The organism is Rhodococcus sp. NCIMB 12038 (genome assembly GCF_002165735.1).
In the GTDB taxonomy this organism is placed as follows: Bacteria; Actinomycetota; Actinomycetes; order Mycobacteriales; family Mycobacteriaceae; genus Rhodococcus_F.
Genome location: NZ_NHML01000016.1, coordinates 19,256 through 34,719 on the forward strand (window position 1 = coordinate 19,256; position 15,464 = coordinate 34,719).

A 15,464-nucleotide genomic window follows, 5' to 3' on the forward strand; every position below is an offset into this window, starting at 1 on the left:
GGAATTCCCATGACTTCAGCGACGCTGAGGCGGCCCCACGGTGTCATCACCCGGGGTACGACAGGCATCAACAGGCTGCGCCGCAGCGACCGCTGGCTCGTCCACGACGCGCTGGTGCGCCGGACGCTGCACGCGTCCGCTGACCCGCTCGTCGTCGACCTCGGGTACGGAGCCCGGCCGCACACCACGTTCGAGCTCGCCGACCGGCTGACCGCCGTGCGCGGCGACCGCCGCGTGGTCGGGCTGGAGATCGACCCCGAGCGTGTGGTCGAGAGCAGGAACGGAGTGAGTTTCGCCCGCGGCGGGTTCGAGCTCTCCGGACTGCGTCCCGTCCTGGTCCGTGCGTTCAACGTGTTGCGGCAGTACCCGGAGGATGCGGTCGGGCCGGCGTGGGCGCGGATGCAGTCCGGGCTCGCACCGGGCGGGTTGATCCTCGACGGCACGTGTGACGAGCTGGGCCGCCGTTGCGCGTGGGTGCTGCTCGACGCCACCCGCCCGCTGTCGCTGACGCTGGCGTGGGATCCGTTCGCCGTGGAGAAGCCGTCGGACATCGCCGAACGACTGCCCAAGGCGCTGATCCATCGCAACGTCCCGGGTGAGCCGGTCCACGCCCTCCTCGCCGCGGCGGATCGCGCGTGGGCCACCGCGGCGCCCCACGGCTCGTTCGGACCGCGGGTGCGGTGGCGGGCCGCGCTCGAACTGCTGCGCGCGCAGGGACTTCCCGTGCAGCCGCAGCGCCGCCGGATCCGCGACAACATTCTCACCGTTCCGTGGAATCTGGTCGCGCCCGGTTCCGGCACGAATTAATTCACGCGACATCTCCCGAAGCGCCCCGTAGAGTCTGTTCACGAAACATGTTGTGCCGGTGCGCAGGCGAGGGCTACTTCGACTGTTAATCGCGTGGTCGCCGGTTCGAATCCGGTCAGGGACGCAGGTCCCTGTAGCTCAGCGGTAGAGCGCGTCCGTGCCTCCGCCGACTCCGAACTCGGCACGACATGTGTGCGCGCCACCCGGTGCGCAGACGACGGATACTTCTCTGGCGAAGTGCGTAAGCACGCGGTTCGACTCCGCACCCCGTCGTCGCCTCGACCTCGGGTGGCGCGCACCCACGAGCACCGACACCTCCCCGGAAGGAGGAACAACCATGAGCAAGTTCAACCCGACGATGCTGCGCCGCAACAAGGTACGGAGTCCGATCACGTCGGAGACGCAACCGTCGGGCCGCACCTTCGAGGGCGGCAGCGGCTATGCCCGCGACGCGAAGAGCGAGCTGTTCCTCCTCGCGGTCACGAGCATGGTCGGTGAGCACACCTTCTACGAGTCGGCGTCGGACCGCGACGGACGGTTCGTCGCGCTGATCCACGAGGTCACGCTGTCGGATCCGGAGTGGACCGCCCGCCTGATCGGGTGGCTGCGCCGCGATGCGCATCTGCGTTCGGCGTCGGTGATGGCCGCAGCCGAGTTCGTCCGGGCCCGGCTGGGTGCCGGACTGCACGGCGGCAACCGTGCCGTCATCTCCTCGGCGCTGGAGCGGGCCGACGAGCCGGGCGAGATCCTCGCGTACTGGATGTCCCGGCACGGTCGTTCGGTCCCGAAGCCGGTCAAGCGCGGTGTCGCCGACGCCGCCGCCCGGCTGTATTCGGAACGCTCTCTGCTGAAGTGGGATTCCGAGGCCCGGGACATCCGCTTCGGTGACGTTCTCGAGCTCACCCACGCGTCGCCGTCGGCGGCGTGGCAGGGCGAGCTGTTCCGGCACGCGATCGACCGGCGGCAGGGACGCGGGAACGCCGTGCCTGCCGGTCTGCGCATGCTCACGGAACGGGCGGCGCTGTCGGCACTCCCGCCGGAGGACCGGCGTGCCGTCTTCCGGACCCCGGAGCGGCTGTCGGCGGCCGGCATGACGTGGGAGTCGCTCGCCGGCTGGCTGCAGGGACCGATGGATGCCGCGGCCTGGCAGGCGGTGATCCCGTCCATGGGATTCATGGGGCTTCTCCGTAACCTGCGGAACTTCGACGAGGCCGGGATCCCCGACCACGTCGCGGAGCAGGTGGCGGCCCGGATCGCCGATCCGGCGGAGGTCGCGCAGTCGCGGCAGCTGCCGATGCGATTTCTCGCGGCGTACCGGAACGCGCCGAGCCTGCGGTGGGGACATGCGCTCGAGCGTGCGCTCGGAGCGTCGCTGTCCGCGGTCCCGTCGCTGCCCGGGCGCACCCTGGTTCTCGTCGACCGGTCCGGATCGATGTTCTACAGCCGCGTCTCGGCGCGGTCGGAACTAACGAGGGCGGACGCGGCCGCCGTGTTCGGCACCGTGCTGGCGGCACGCGCCGCGCGCGCGGACCTCGTCGAGTTCGGCACGGACAGCCGGATCGTTCCGTTCGAGCATCAGGCGGTGCTGCGCGTGGTCGACAGCTTCGGCGACCTCGGCGGCACCGACACGGCGGCGGCGGTGCAGAAGCACTACCGGGGCCACGATCGCGTCGTCATCGTCACCGACGAGCAGGCCGCGTGGGGTGATCCGACCCGGCACGTCCCGGCCGACGTCCCCGTGTACACGTGGAACGTGGCGGGCTACCGGCATGGTCACGGACCGGCGGGGTCCGCGAATCGTCACACGTTCGGCGGACTGTCGGACGCGGGGTTCTCGATGATCCCGCTGCTGGAGGGCAGCCTGGACGGCGAGTGGCCGTTCTGACTGCCGGCGCGGTCCGTCAGGTGCAGGTGGCCAGTGCGTGTTCGACGCGCTGCGCCACCTGCGCCGGCAGGGATCCGCATTCGCCGTGCAGAGCGCGCGCGTTCAGTCGCCCGATCGCGACGCCGTCGGCGACCACCTCGTCGAGCAGTTCCTGCGAGATTCCGCTGGCGGCGAGGTCGAGTGCCGTGCACAGCGGCGTGGTGATCCGCAGCGGGCCGACCTGCTCGCAGTCCTCCGGGCGGAGTGACCGCCGGTGCAGCGCCAACTGCTGAGTCGGCGAGGGCGGCGACAGCACCGTCGAGAGGTGGATGAACCGCGGGTACAGGTGTCCGAGACCGTGAAGTTCGGCGGCGCTCTGGTGGGAAACCGCGGCGGCGGCACCGAACCAGGTGCACCACTTCGCGAACTCCTCGAGATCGGAATGCGGACAATCCTTCAAGCGGAACAGGTCTCGCTCTATCTTGACCCACGAGCCGTCGGCGAGTCGCTCGCCGATCTCGTCGGCAGCGAAACCGAGGCGCAGCACCTGCGCAGTGGTGAAGAAACCCGCCTGAGCCGTCGCGACGCGTGTCAGCTCTTCACCGACACCTTCGCGCTCCGGGTCACCGGGACGTGGAGCCAACCATCCGGACATTCCCCTACATTACTGGGCAATTGTGGCACGTATCACAATTTCTGCGGATCTCGACGACGCGCCGCCGACGCATTCACAGAATTTGTTCAGAGTTGTCGGGAAGAATCCGTGTAATGGCAGCCCGAACGAACTCCGCACCCCGAAGTAACCGTGTGCTCGTCATCTCTCTGGTCGTCATCGCCGCGCTCGTGGCGGTACTCGTCGGCGGCGAACTCTTCGTCCGCCACAGAGTGAAGACCTGCATGGCCGACCAGTTCGAGAGCCAACTCGGCTCACAGGTCGACGTGGGACTGAGCTGGAAGCCGGTCCTACTGCAGTCGATCGACAAGAACGTCCCCTACATCACCATCGACAGCGACGACACCAAGTTCGGCCCCGCGCAGGGAATGCAGGTGCACGCCCAGGTCAACGACATCCGGATCGAGAACACCGCCGACAGCAGCGGCACCATCGGCAGTTCCGACGCGGACGTCACCTGGTCGACCGCCGGCATCCTCGCGACGCTGCAGCAGCAGGCGTTCGGCTCGCTGATCAGCGGTGTCACCGCCGATTCGAGCGCGGGAACCCTGAGGTTCTCCGTCGGCCCGGCCGGGCTCGCGGATCTGACCGTCAAACCGGAGATCGTGAACGGGACCGTGAAAGTGAACACGGTGGGCGCCGAGATCCTCGGCTTCGGGCTCCCCACCGACCTCGTCGACGGGGTGGTCCAGATCCTGACCTCGAGCCTGCAGACCTACCCGCTGGGCATGCAGCCGACGTCGCTGAAGGTCACCGACGACGCCATCGAGATCACCCTCGAAGGCGGCGCCTACACGATGCCTGCCGCCGCCACCCAGCAACAGCAGCAGGAACAGCAGAGCAGCTGCGGCCTCCTCGTCTGATCGGCCGGGTCAGTCGGGCAGCCCGTCCAGAACGGCACGGGTGCCCGACAGGCCCAGCCGCGTCGCACCGGCCGCGATCATGTCGAGCGCGGCCGCTGCGGTGCGGATCCCGCCGCTCGCCTTGACCCCGATCCGCCCGCCGACGGTCTGCGCCATCAACCGCACCGCCTCCACGGTTGCTCCCCCGGCCGGGTGGAACCCGGTCGACGTCTTCACGAAGTTCGCGCCTGCCCGCTCGGCGGCCCGGCACGCTTCCACGATCGCCTCGTCGCTCAGCGCGGCGGTCTCGAGGATCACCTTGAGGACGGTGCGGTCGCCGACGGCCTCGCGGACGGTGAGGACGTCGGCGAGCACCGCGTTGAAGTCGCCTGCCACGGCGGCACCGATGTCGATCACCATGTCGATCTCCTGGGCGCCCTGATCCACGGCGAGCCTGGCCTCGGCCCCCTTGACCAGTGAGTGGTGCTTTCCCGACGGGAACCCCACCACCGCGGCGGTCACCAGTCCGGGCGCCTTGACCGGCAGCATCGACGGCGACACACAGACTGCGAGCACACCGAGCGACCGCGCCTCGTCGATCAGCGCCTTCACGTCGGCGGTGGTGGCTTCGGGTTTGAGGAGCGTGTGGTCGACGAGGTCGGCCACCTGGGAGCGGGTCAGTGCAACGTCGGACATACCTGTGAGCTTCGCACAATGCCTTCCCGGGCCCGCTGCACGGCCTAGCATCGCCGTATGAGTGATCCGGGATCGGTCTTCGACGAGGCACGGCTCGAGTTCGACCGGCTGACGACGGCCGTATGGGGACCGGCCGGGCAGTCCCTCACCTTCCAGCTCGGGTTGCGTCCCGGGGACGCCGTCCTCGACGTGTGCTGCGGCGCAGGGTCTTCGGCGCTTCCCGCGGCCACCGCGGTGGGACCGTCGGGTCTCGTCCACGGTGTCGACCTGTCCGATGAACTCCTCGAGGTGGGGCGGCTGAAGGCGTCGGACCGCGGGCTGCAGAACATCGAATTCGTCCGCGCGGACGCCACCACGTGGGAACCGCCGAGCACCGTCCCGGCGGCAGGCTACGACGCGCTCGCCTGTTCGTACGGCGTGTTCTTCCTGCCGCACATGGACGCCGCGTTCACCCGGCTCACGGGCCTCGTCCGGCCGGGCGGGAAGGTCGGGATCACGGTGTGGCGGCGGGGCGCGTTACGGGATTTCGCGGAGGCGCTCCACGACGCCGTCGCCCGGCACCGGGAACCGGAAGCGAACTCCGGCGGGTCGCCGTTCGACGCGCTCGAACACATCGACACCCCGGACGGGCTGCACCAGTGGCTGGGCGAGCTGGGCGCGCACTCGACCGAGGTCCGGGAGCTGTCCAACATCATTCCCGCGACACCCGAGTTCGCCTGGGATCTCGTGATGGGCGGGAACCTGCGGCGCGCGCTGTCCCCGTTCGACGACCGGACGGTCGAGCAGATCCATCTCGATTTCCTGGAGGTGCTCACCGAACGCGCGATCCACGACGTCGACGCCGGCACCCTCGTCGGCACCGCCGTGGTGAACGGCCGCAGCACGACCTGAAAGACTGTTGCCCATGAGCGCTGCTTCGACCGAGGACCACCGGTACGTTCTGTCTCTCGGCTGCCCCGACCGCACCGGCATCGTCGCCCGGATCTCGACGTTCCTCGCCGAGGTCGGCGGCTGGATCGTCGAGGCGGCGTACCACGCCGACGCCGACACCGGCTGGTTCTTCACCCGTCAGGCCGTGCGCGCGTCGTCGGTCGGGATGTCGATCGGGGAACTCCGGGAGCGGTTCGCCGCCGTCGCCGCCGAACTCGGACCGGAGACCGAGTGGACCGTGTCCGACACGGGCGAGCGCAAGCGGGTGGTGCTGCTGGTGAGCAAGGAGGCGCACTGCCTCCACGACCTGCTGGGCCGAGCGGCCGGCGGCGAGTTGCCCGCGGACATCTGCGCGGTGATCGGCAACCACCGCGACCTCGAGACCGTCACGCGCCAGCACGGCATCGACTTCCATCACGTGCCGTTCGCGAAGGATCCCGCCGAGCGCGGGCCCGCGTTCGAGCAAGTGCGTGAACTCGTCGACGCCCACGACCCCCATGCCGTGGTGCTGGCGCGGTTCATGCAGGTGCTGCCGTCGGAACTGTGCGAGCACTGGGCCGGCCGGGCGATCAACATCCACCACAGCTTCCTGCCGTCGTTCGTCGGCGCCCGCCCGTACCACCAGGCATTCGCCCGCGGTGTGAAGCTGATCGGCGCGACCTGCCACTACGTGACGGCCGAACTCGACGCGGGCCCCATCATCGAGCAGGACGTGATCCGCGTCGACCACGCCGACGAGGTCGCCGACATGGTCCGGCAGGGTCGCGACATCGAGAAGCTCGTGCTGTCCCGCGGGCTGCGCTGGCACCTCGAGGACCGCGTGCTCGTGCACGGCCGTAAGACGGTGGTGTTCAGCTAGTTTCGTCGCCGAGGCGGGCAAGCCGTCCGGACCCGTCACCGCGGAAAGGTACCGACATGATCGACGTCGCCATCGCACAGTTCGCATCGGGTTCGGACAAGCACGTCAATCTCGGGCAGATCGCGAAGTTCGCCGGGGATGCGGCCGCGGGCGGCGCCCGGGTACTGGCGACCACCGAATACGCGATGTTCGCGCTCCCGGTGATCGACGAGCGGTTCGTGGACTCCGCCGAATCCCTCGACGGTGAATTCGTCACCGGTCTGCGCGAGATCGCCGTCCGGCACGGGCTGACCCTCGTCACCGGGATCAACGAGGCGATCCCGGGCGAGCGCCAGATCTTCAACACCCTCGTCGCGCTCGCCCCCGACGGCGGCATCGCCGCCACGTACCGGAAGCTTCACCTGTTCGACGCATTCGGCTACCGGGAGTCGGAGTTCGTGCAGGCGGGGACGATCGGCGATCCCGAGACGTTCACGGTCGACGGCATCACGTTCGGCATGCAGACGTGTTACGACCTGCGGTTCCCGGAGGTGACCCGGCGCATCGTCGATGCGGGTGCCGACGTCCTGGTCCTGCCTGCCGCATGGATGCCCGGCCCGCTCAAGGAGGACCACTGGAGGACGCTGGTCCGCGCCCGGGCCATCGAGAACACCCTCTACGTCGCCGCGGCCGATCAGTGCGCCCCGGTGGGTTCGGGTGCGTCCATGATCGTGGATCCGATGGGCGTGGTGATCGCGTCCCTCGGCGAACGGACCGGGACCGCGATCGGGAGCGTCTCCGCCGAGCGCATCGCCGAGGTCCGCGCGAAGAACCCGGCGCTGTCGCTGCGCCGATTCGGCGTGATCGCCAAGCCATAGATTCCGGCGAATTGGTCAGGCGCACACGCAATAGCGTGTGAACCTGACCAATTCCCGGGCAACGGCGTTCAGCGGAAGACGTCGGGCAGGCCGTCGGACACCGACTGCGGGAAGTCGGGCTGCCGCTTGTCGAGGAACGCCGCGACCCCTTCGCGGACGTCCGCCGACGTTCCGCGGACGTGGATGGCGATCGACTCGGCCCGGTGCGCGACCTCCGGGCTGTCGGCGCCGAGCATCCTCCACATCAACTGCCGGGTCAGCGCGACGGAGACCGGCGAGGTGCCCGCCGCCAGTTCGCGCGCCACCTCGATCGCTCGCGGCAGCACATCGTCGGCGGGGACGACCTCGCGGACGAGGCCGCGTTCGAGCGCCTCCGCCGCCGACACCATCTTCCCGCCCACGGTCCACTCGACGGCGGTCGAGATCCCGACGATCCGGGGCAGGAACCAGGTGGAACAGGCCTCGGGCACCAGCCCGCGACGGGTGAACACGAAACCGAACTTGGCTGTGTCGGAGGCGATCCGGACGTCGGCGGGCAGTGTCATCGTCACACCGACCCCCACTGCGGGACCATTGATCGCGGCGATCACCGGCTTTGTCGACCGGTAGATCCGCAGCGACGCCTGACCGCCCGAATCGGGTGGTGCCTCGCCGCTGTCCGGGTCGTCCTCCGTGACGAACGTGTCGCCGCCCTTCGCGAGATCGGCCCCGGCGCAGAAGGCGCGGCCGGTTCCCGTGAGGACGATCGCGCGGATGGTGTCGTCCGCATCGCACTCGTCGAAGACCTCGATGATGCGGTCCCGTACCTCGAGGGTGAAGGCGTTGAGGCGATCCGGGCGATTCAGCCGCACGATCGCGACCTCACCGTCCCGCTCGAGCTGGACGACGCTCTCGGTGGCGATACTCGTCATGAACTGTTCTCTTTTCGTCGTGTGTGGTCCCGTGTCCCGGTGTGTCAGCGCACCTTCGAGAACCGTTCGGAGACGTCCCGGTACTCGGATCTGATCGCGGTCTTCGACAGCTTTCCGCTGGGCAGACGCGGCAGGGGTTCGTTGCGGATCACGACGTACCGGGGCACCTTGTAGTCCGCGACGAGCCGGTCGCAGTGCTCGACGATGGCGACCTCGTCGACGTCGCCGGTCACCGTCACGATCGCGGCGGGGGTCTCACCGAAGCGTGGGTCCTTCGCGGCGATCACCGCCACTTCCTCGACTCCCTCGATCTCACCGATCACGCGTTCGAGTTCCACCGGAGAGATGTTGATTCCTCCGGTGATGATGAGGTCCTTGAGGCGGTCGACGAACTGCAGGCGCCCTTCGGCGTCGCGGGTTCCCAGATCGCCGCTGTGCAGCCAGCCGTCGCGCAGCGCGGCCGCGGTGGATTCCTCGTCGTTCCAGTAGCCGGGCGTGACGCCGGGCCCGCTGAGGAGGATTTCGCCTTCCTCGCCGGGGTCGGCCTCGGTCCCGTCCGGGCGGACTACTTTCATCTCGGTGAAGATGGAGCCGTTTCCGCACGTCCCGGGGTGGTCGAACGCCTCGCTCACCAGCGTGGCGGTCGCGACTCCCCCGGCCTCGGTCATTCCGTAGATCTGCCGCAGCGCGACCCCCTTGTCCGCCCACCGCTGCAGCAGGGCGGGTGCGACGGCGGCGCCGCCGACGATCGCCGTGCGCAGGGAACCGAGATCCGCGTTGTCGAATTCCGGGGCACGGGAGATGGCCTCGAAGATCAACGGGACACCGAAGAGGGCCTGGACCTTGTGTTCGCTCAGCAGTGCCGCGGCGCGTCCCGGCTTCAACTCGCGTTCGATGATGATGGTGCCGCCGAGCACGGTGGTCATGAGCAGACCCCACACGAGGCCCGGGGTGAAGACGAGCGGCAGGACCAGCAGCGTCGTCGCCCCGGGCCGCAGCCCCTCTTCGGTCAGCGACGCCTCGAAGACGATGTTGAGCAGGGTGCGATTGGTGCAGATCACGCCCTTGGAGAGTCCGGTCGACCCGCTGGTGAACAGCAGCGCCGTCGGATCTTCGGGTCCGACGTCGATCCGGAAGTCGTCCACACCGCCACTGCGCAGCGCCGCGAATTCGTCGAAGGGCAGCGAATCGAACGTCGCGCCCAGGGCGCGGGTCTTCTCGACCGCGTCGCCGAATTCGGCGGGCGCCAGCACCAGCCGGGCTCCCGCGTCGTCGACGACCTTGCGGAGTTCCGCGGGCTTGAGCCGGGGGTTCAGCGGTACGAGGACCGCGCCCGCCTTGAGCACTCCGAGCGCGACGGCCGGCCACTCGAGCGAGTTCGGGCCGAGGACGCCGACTCGGTCACCCGGCTCGATCCCGGCCTCGACGACCCGGCGAGCCACGCGGCTCGACCAGTCCTGCAGTTCCCGGTACGTGAGCGCGTCGTCGTCGACGACGATCGCCCGCTGGTCGCCCTTCGTCGCCGCCCACCAGTGCAATGCCGACCCGATTGTCGCAGCCATCTCCACTCAACCTTCCGCCGTCGCCGCCGGGCGACATCGATGTCACGGCAGACGCCTCGCGCCGCCGCTCCAAACCTATAATCTATAGATTAACTGATACGGCACCGAATCGGACACCCCGATCGGCGCGTTTTCTCGAAATGCGTTCCGCTCGAGCTATTGCCAATCCGGCGGATCCCGCCGCCGCTCCGCCCACCCAGAACGCGATCACGAACGCCCGCTCGGACGCCAGATCCGCGGTGACGGCGCACAGCACCGAACCGACGAACACCAGGGCGAGCATCCCCAGCAGCACCGGGCGCGGACCGCGACCCGTCGAGCCGGGACCGTGACCGTGTCCGACCCGGCGCCCGTCGTCACCATCCGTCAGAGATCCAGGATCAGCTTGGGTGTGCAACTCCGGGACACGCAGATCATCATGGCGTCGTTCTCCGCCTGCTCGTCCTCGCTGAGAACGGAGTCCCGGTGATCGGGAGTGCCGCCGAGGACCGCGACCTCGCACGTTCCGCAGGTGCCTTCCCGGCAGGAGAAGTCCGCGTCGACGCCCTCCCGGAGAACGGCGTCGAGAACCGTCTCGTCCGCGGCGACCTGCACCGTCCGCCCCGACCGGCCGAGTTCGACCTCGAACGCGCCGTCGTCGCCTTCCGGCAGCGCCTTCGGCGCGAAGCGCTCGACGTGCAGGGTGACGTGCGGACGTTCCCGGCAGGCCGATTCGATGGCCTGCAACAGCGGTTCCGGCCCGCAGCAGTACACGACGGTTCCGGGCTCGGCCTCGTCGAGGGCCGTGGCGAGATCGAGGTGTCCGTGCTCGTCCTGCGGGCGGAGGAGCACCCGATCCGGGTGTGCCGCCGCGAGTTCGTCGGCGAACGCCATGCTCGCGCGGGTCCGCCCGCCGTAGAGCAGGCGCCACGGCGTGCCCTTCGAGTCCACTTCCCGCGACATGGGGAGGAGGGGTGTGATGCCGATCCCGCCCGCCACGAACAGGTACGAGTCGGCGTCGACGAGTGCGAAGTGGTTCCGGGGACCGGCCACGGTGACGAGGTCGCCGGATTCGAGCTTGTCGTGGACGCGGATCGAACCGCCCCGACCGTCGGCCTCACGGAGCACGGCCACGGTCAGCGACGTCGTGTCGCCGGGATCCCCGCACAGCGAGTACTGACGGGTGGTCGTGTCGTCGAGCACCAGATCGATGTGCGAACCCGGCGTCCAGGCCGGGGCCGCGGCTCCGGATTCGTCGACCAGCGTGAGTCGCACGACGCCGTCGGCAAGCGTTTCCTTACCGGCCACCTGCATCTGCAGCCGTTCCTGGTTCGCGGTGCTGGTCATGTACCCGTCTCGTTCCACTCGACTCCACTTGCTCGTAAATCTTATGCCATTAGGTTAAAGTCACGCAAGACGCACGCCGGAGATGTTGCCCCGCGGCGACACCTGCGATAAACCTATGTTCATTAGAATTTTGGATGGGAGACCTCGCTCATGAACCCGCAGGCAACCGAATCGGTGCTCGACCTGTTCCGCCTGACCGACTCCGTGGCCGTCGTCACCGGCGCGGGCAGCGGCCTCGGCGCCGGTTTCGCGTGCGCGCTCGCCGAGGCGGGCGCGGATGTCGTGATCGCCGCACGACGGCGCGACCGACTCGACGCGGTCGCCCGCTCGGTCACCGAACGCGGTCGCGACTGCCTGGTGGTCCCCACCGACGTGACCGATCCGCAACAGTGCGACGCGCTCGCACAGGCGGCGATCGACCGGTTCGGCAAGCTCGACATCCTGGTGAACAACGCCGGGGTCACCCACGCCGCACCCGCCACCCGCGAGCGGCCCGAGGACTACCGGGCGGTGCTCGACGTGAACCTCTTCGGGGCCTACTGGGCCGCACAGGCCTGTGCCCGCGTGATGGGTCCCGGTTCCAGCATCGTCAACATCACCAGCATGCTCGGCCTGGTGAAGTCCGTGCTTCCGCAGGCCGCGTACTCGTCGAGCAAGGCAGGGCTCATCGGCTTGACCAGGGATCTGTCGAACCAGTGGTCGGGGCGCAAGGGCATCCGGGTCAATGCGATCGCACCGGGATTTGTCGACACCGACATGATCGGCGAGATGTCGGCGGAGACACTCGCGGCCTTCCTCCACGACTGTTCACTCGGACGGACCGCCACCCAGCGCGAACTCGACGCGGCGGTGGTCTTCCTCGCCAGCCGGGCCTCGGGCTACATCACCGGTTCGACGCTCGCCGTCGACGGCGGAACCTCCGGTCACTGACCGACGAAAGGCGACAACGACCATGCCGATCACCACGATTCGCACCGAACTGCGCGGCGACGGAGTCACACTCGTCGCGGACCGGTGGGAGCCGGCGTCCGCGCGGAAGGGAATCGTCCTGCTGCTGCACGGCGGTGGGCAGACCCGCCATTCGTGGCAGCGCACCGGAATTCGCCTCGCCGACAACGGCTGGTGCGCACTCGCGATCGACGCTCGCGGTCACGGCGAGAGCGAGTGGGCCGAGGACGGCGACTACGGCAGCAATGCCCACGCGCGGGACCTCGCGGCCGTCGCCGCCGGACTCGACGAGCCACCGGTGCTGGTGGGCGCGTCCATGGGCGGAATGGCGTCGTTGCTCGCGCAGGGCGACCACGGCATCGGCCGCGCGCTGGTCCTGGTGGACATCACCCCCCGCGCCGAGCCCGGCGGCCTCGCCAAGATCACGTCGTTCATGGAGAGCGGCCTCGCCGGTTTCGACACCCTCGACGACGCACTCGACGACGTCGTCGCCTACAACCCGCACCGCCGTCGTCCCCCGCGCGTCGAGGGACTCCGCAAGAACCTTCGCCTCCGCGACGGGCGCTGGTACTGGCACTGGGATCCGCGGATGATCACGTACCGGGAGAACACCGACGACCACGCCGCGGTCCGGGAAGCGCGGGCCCGTGCCGCGGCGCGGGCGGTGCGCGTCCCGACCCTCCTCATCCGGGGCGCCCAGTCCGACGTCGTCAGCGCTGACGGTGCCCGTGACCTGCTGGAACTGATCCCGTCGGCCCGCCACATCGATGTCGGAGGTGCCGGCCACATGGTCAGCGGCGACGACAACGACCTGCTCAGCGGCGGCCTGCTCGACTTCCTCGACAGCGGCGTCGCCTACACCCATGAGGTGACCACGACCGACTACGATTCACCTCACCATGACTGACAACCACCCGAGCGAACACCCTGACCGGAAAGCCTGACATGCCCCGACCATCGAAGCCCCTGATCAGCCGCGCGGCCGCGGTGCAGGCGTCCATCGAGATCATCGATTCCCAAGGACTCGAGGCTTTCAGTCTGCCGCGACTGGCCAAGCACCTCGGAGTGCAGGCGCCGTCGCTGTACCACCACTTCGCGGACAAGAGCGAGATCCTGTCCGCGGTGGCACGCCACATCGCCGGCGCGTCCGTGGTCCGTCCCCGCCGCAAACCCGGCCCCGACTGGCCCGAGTTCTTCGTGGCGTTGAGCATGAATTTCCGCCAGGCCATCCTGCGGCACCGGAACGCGGCGCCGATCCTCCTGCAGTATCTGCCGCGGGACCTCCTGATCGGCACGTACGAGGACACGGCCCGGTTCCTGCTGGACTCCGGTGTGCCGACGCATCTCCACGTCCAGATCCTGGACGGGATGGAGACGTTGTCGATCGGCGCGGTCCTGACGGAGGCGATGCGCAAGCCGAGCACCCGCGCGACGATCTTCCCGAACGTAGATCCGGAGTCTCAGCCGCTCCTCGCCGAAGCGCTTGCCGCCAACGAACTCTCGTCGAAGCGGTTGTTCGAGGAAATGATCCGCAGCTTCCTGTACGGCGTGATGCGAAACGACGCGGCCGCCGGGAACGGAGCGGAGCGGAGGAACGCTCCGCCTGACACGCCGGCGCCCGAAGAGCCGAAGGGCCCCTGGAACTAAATGTTCCAGGGGCCCTTCGTCATCTCGATGCCGGCGACCTGTTACGCGGTGGCGGGCAGGTGCACCGTCTTGGTCTCGAAGAACTCCTCGAGGCCCTCGACGCCGCCTTCGCGTCCGACACCGGACTGCTTGTAGCCGCCGAAAGGCACGGTGAAGTCGATGATGGTGGCGTTCACGCTGACCGTTCCGGTCCGGATGCGCTGCGCCACCTCGAAACCGTGCTCGAGGTCGGCGGTGTACACCGCGCCGGACAGTCCGTAGATCGAGTCGTTGGCGATGGCGATCGCCTCGTCCTCGTCCTCGTAGGTGATGACGGAGACGACGGGACCGAAGATCTCCTCCTGCGCGACGCGCATGTCGTTGCGCACGCCGTCGATCAGGGTCGGTTCGACGAAGAAGCCGTGCTCGACGCCGGTGGGACGGCCACCGCCGAGCACGATGGTCGCGCCCTCCTCCTTGGCCGAGGCGATGTAGCTCTCGACCCGGTCACGCTGCCGCTCCATGGCGAGCGGGCCGAGGAAGGTCGTCTGCTCCCACGGGTTTCCCATGGTGAGGAAGCCCAGCGCACCCTTCAGCGCCTCGACCACCTCGTCGTGGCGCTTGCGTGACACGAGCACCCGCGTCAGCGCGATACACGCCTGGCCGCTCTGCATGCAGCCACCCATCGGGAGCGACTGCATGACGTGCCCCAGGTCGGCGTCGTCGAGGATGATCGCCGCCGACTTTCCACCGAGTTCGAGCGACACCCGGGCGATGCGCTCACCGGCGAGCGACATGATGCGCCGCCCGGCGAGAGTGCTTCCGGTGAACGTGATGTGATCGACGTCGGGGTTGGTGACGAGGGTTTCGGACACCTCCCGGTCGGCGCAGAGAACGCTGACGACACCGTCCGGAATCTTGCCTTCGGCCGTCAGTTCCCCGATGACGTCGGCGAACACGGACGGCGACAGCGGGGCTTCCGGTGCCGTCTTGAGGATCACCGAGCACCCTGCGGCGAGTGCGGGGGCCACCTTGAATGCGATCGTCCCGATGGGCCCGTTCCAGGGGATGATGGCGGCGACGACCCCGGTCGGTTCCTTCAGGATTCGCGAGACCCCGCCGTCGGCCCGGGTCCGGTCGTCGCGGGTCGAGTAGTCGCGGGCCACGGCCGCCACGGCGCGGAACAACCCGGCGGTCATCTGCTGGGTCGGGCCGCTGACCGCGACGGGGATGCCGACCTCGATCACGCCGAGCGGGGTCAACTCCTCCACGCGGCTCTCGATTCGCGACGCGATCTCGTCGAGGACGTCGGCGCGCTCGGCCATCGTGCGTGACGCCCACTCACCGGAATCGAACGACGTGCGGGCCGCCTGCACGGCGCGCGCGACGTCTTCGGTTGTGGCGCTGCGGATTCGTGCCGCCTTCTTCTCGGTGAACGGGTCGACGAGGTCGATCCACTCGTCTCCCGTCGACTCCACCCACCGGCCGCCCACGAACACCTGCTCGCGATCGGCGATCTTCGGAGGCGCTGCGGCCGCCGATTCTGTTGTCGTCATGGTCGAA

The 15,464-nt window shown here is 68.9% G+C and carries 15 protein-coding genes; 9 read left to right on the forward strand and 6 right to left on the reverse strand.

All coding sequences use genetic code 11. The features are described from left to right. The first annotated feature begins 9 nt into the window (after window positions 1–9). Together CA951_RS24085 and CA951_RS24090 are read left to right on the forward strand one after the other, a co-directional pair. Window positions 10–807 (forward strand): SAM-dependent methyltransferase, encoded by a 798-nt coding sequence (locus CA951_RS24085; protein ID WP_087559230.1) that lies wholly within the window; start codon window positions 10–12, stop codon window positions 805–807. Window positions 808–1,144: 337 nt separating this feature from the next. Then, window positions 1,145–2,692, forward strand: coding sequence for a TROVE domain-containing protein (locus tag CA951_RS24090; RefSeq protein ID WP_087559231.1), 1,548 nt, complete (start codon window positions 1,145–1,147; stop codon window positions 2,690–2,692). Between the two features lie 16 nt (window positions 2,693–2,708). On the opposite strand, the gene CA951_RS24095 is transcribed toward CA951_RS24090, so the two are convergent. After that, window positions 2,709–3,326 carry a hypothetical protein gene (locus CA951_RS24095; protein WP_072939789.1) on the reverse strand — a complete coding sequence of 206 codons (618 nt, stop codon included), beginning with the start codon at window positions 3,324–3,326 and terminating at the stop codon, window positions 2,709–2,711. Between the two features lie 113 nt (window positions 3,327–3,439). Between CA951_RS24095 and CA951_RS24100 the strand changes: the two genes are divergently transcribed. After that, entirely contained in the window at window positions 3,440–4,207 is a 768-nt protein-coding gene (locus tag CA951_RS24100) for a DUF2993 domain-containing protein (protein ID WP_087559232.1), read from the forward strand. A gap of 9 nt (window positions 4,208–4,216) precedes the next feature. Here the strand turns inward: CA951_RS24100 and deoC are convergent, their stop codons facing one another. Continuing rightward, window positions 4,217–4,882 (reverse strand): deoxyribose-phosphate aldolase, encoded by a 666-nt coding sequence (gene deoC, locus CA951_RS24105; RefSeq protein ID WP_087559233.1) that lies wholly within the window; start codon window positions 4,880–4,882, stop codon window positions 4,217–4,219. Window positions 4,883–4,939: 57 nt separating this feature from the next. Between deoC and CA951_RS24110 the strand changes: the two genes are divergently transcribed. Genes CA951_RS24110 through CA951_RS24120 form a run of 3 tightly spaced genes read left to right on the forward strand, consistent with a single transcriptional unit; the run spans window position 4,940 to window position 7,528 of the window. After that, window positions 4,940–5,773 carry a class I SAM-dependent methyltransferase gene (locus CA951_RS24110; RefSeq protein WP_087559234.1) on the forward strand — a complete coding sequence of 278 codons (834 nt, stop codon included), beginning with the start codon at window positions 4,940–4,942 and terminating at the stop codon, window positions 5,771–5,773. 13 nt (window positions 5,774–5,786) lie between these two features. Then, window positions 5,787–6,671, forward strand: coding sequence for a formyltetrahydrofolate deformylase (gene purU / locus CA951_RS24115; protein ID WP_087559235.1), 885 nt, complete (start codon window positions 5,787–5,789; stop codon window positions 6,669–6,671). Window positions 6,672–6,727: 56 nt separating this feature from the next. Continuing rightward, the gene (locus CA951_RS24120; protein ID WP_087559236.1) at window positions 6,728–7,528 is read left to right on the forward strand and encodes a carbon-nitrogen hydrolase family protein; all 801 of its coding nucleotides are present in this window, start codon (window positions 6,728–6,730) and stop codon (window positions 7,526–7,528) included. Between the two features lie 68 nt (window positions 7,529–7,596). On the opposite strand, the gene CA951_RS24125 is transcribed toward CA951_RS24120, so the two are convergent. The 3 genes from CA951_RS24125 to CA951_RS24140 form a co-directional block, all read right to left on the reverse strand. After that, a complete protein-coding gene (locus CA951_RS24125; protein ID WP_087559237.1) occupies window positions 7,597–8,439 on the reverse strand; it encodes an enoyl-CoA hydratase-related protein in 843 nt (280 codons plus the stop codon). Between the two features lie 44 nt (window positions 8,440–8,483). Continuing rightward, window positions 8,484–10,001, reverse strand: coding sequence for a class I adenylate-forming enzyme family protein (locus CA951_RS24130; protein ID WP_087559391.1), 1,518 nt, complete (start codon window positions 9,999–10,001; stop codon window positions 8,484–8,486). 366 nt (window positions 10,002–10,367) lie between these two features. Then, on the reverse strand, window positions 10,368–11,327 hold the full coding sequence (locus CA951_RS24140) for a PDR/VanB family oxidoreductase (protein WP_087559239.1): 960 nt from the start codon (window positions 11,325–11,327) through the stop codon (window positions 10,368–10,370). Window positions 11,328–11,477: 150 nt separating this feature from the next. Here CA951_RS24140 and CA951_RS24145 point away from each other — a divergent pair, with 150 nt between their 5' ends. Genes CA951_RS24145 through CA951_RS24155 form a run of 3 tightly spaced genes read left to right on the forward strand, consistent with a single transcriptional unit; the run spans window position 11,478 to window position 13,922 of the window. Further along, the gene (locus tag CA951_RS24145; RefSeq protein ID WP_087559240.1) at window positions 11,478–12,257 is read left to right on the forward strand and encodes an SDR family NAD(P)-dependent oxidoreductase; all 780 of its coding nucleotides are present in this window, start codon (window positions 11,478–11,480) and stop codon (window positions 12,255–12,257) included. A gap of 22 nt (window positions 12,258–12,279) precedes the next feature. Further along, window positions 12,280–13,182, forward strand: a complete 903-nt coding sequence (locus tag CA951_RS24150; protein ID WP_087559241.1) for an alpha/beta fold hydrolase — start codon at window positions 12,280–12,282, stop codon at window positions 13,180–13,182. Between the two features lie 38 nt (window positions 13,183–13,220). Then, the gene (locus CA951_RS24155) at window positions 13,221–13,922 is read left to right on the forward strand and encodes a TetR family transcriptional regulator (protein ID WP_087559242.1); all 702 of its coding nucleotides are present in this window, start codon (window positions 13,221–13,223) and stop codon (window positions 13,920–13,922) included. 41 nt (window positions 13,923–13,963) lie between these two features. On the opposite strand, the gene CA951_RS24160 is transcribed toward CA951_RS24155, so the two are convergent. Further along, entirely contained in the window at window positions 13,964–15,457 is a 1,494-nt protein-coding gene (locus tag CA951_RS24160; RefSeq protein WP_087559243.1) for an aldehyde dehydrogenase, read from the reverse strand. Window positions 15,458–15,464 lie beyond the last annotated feature (7 nt).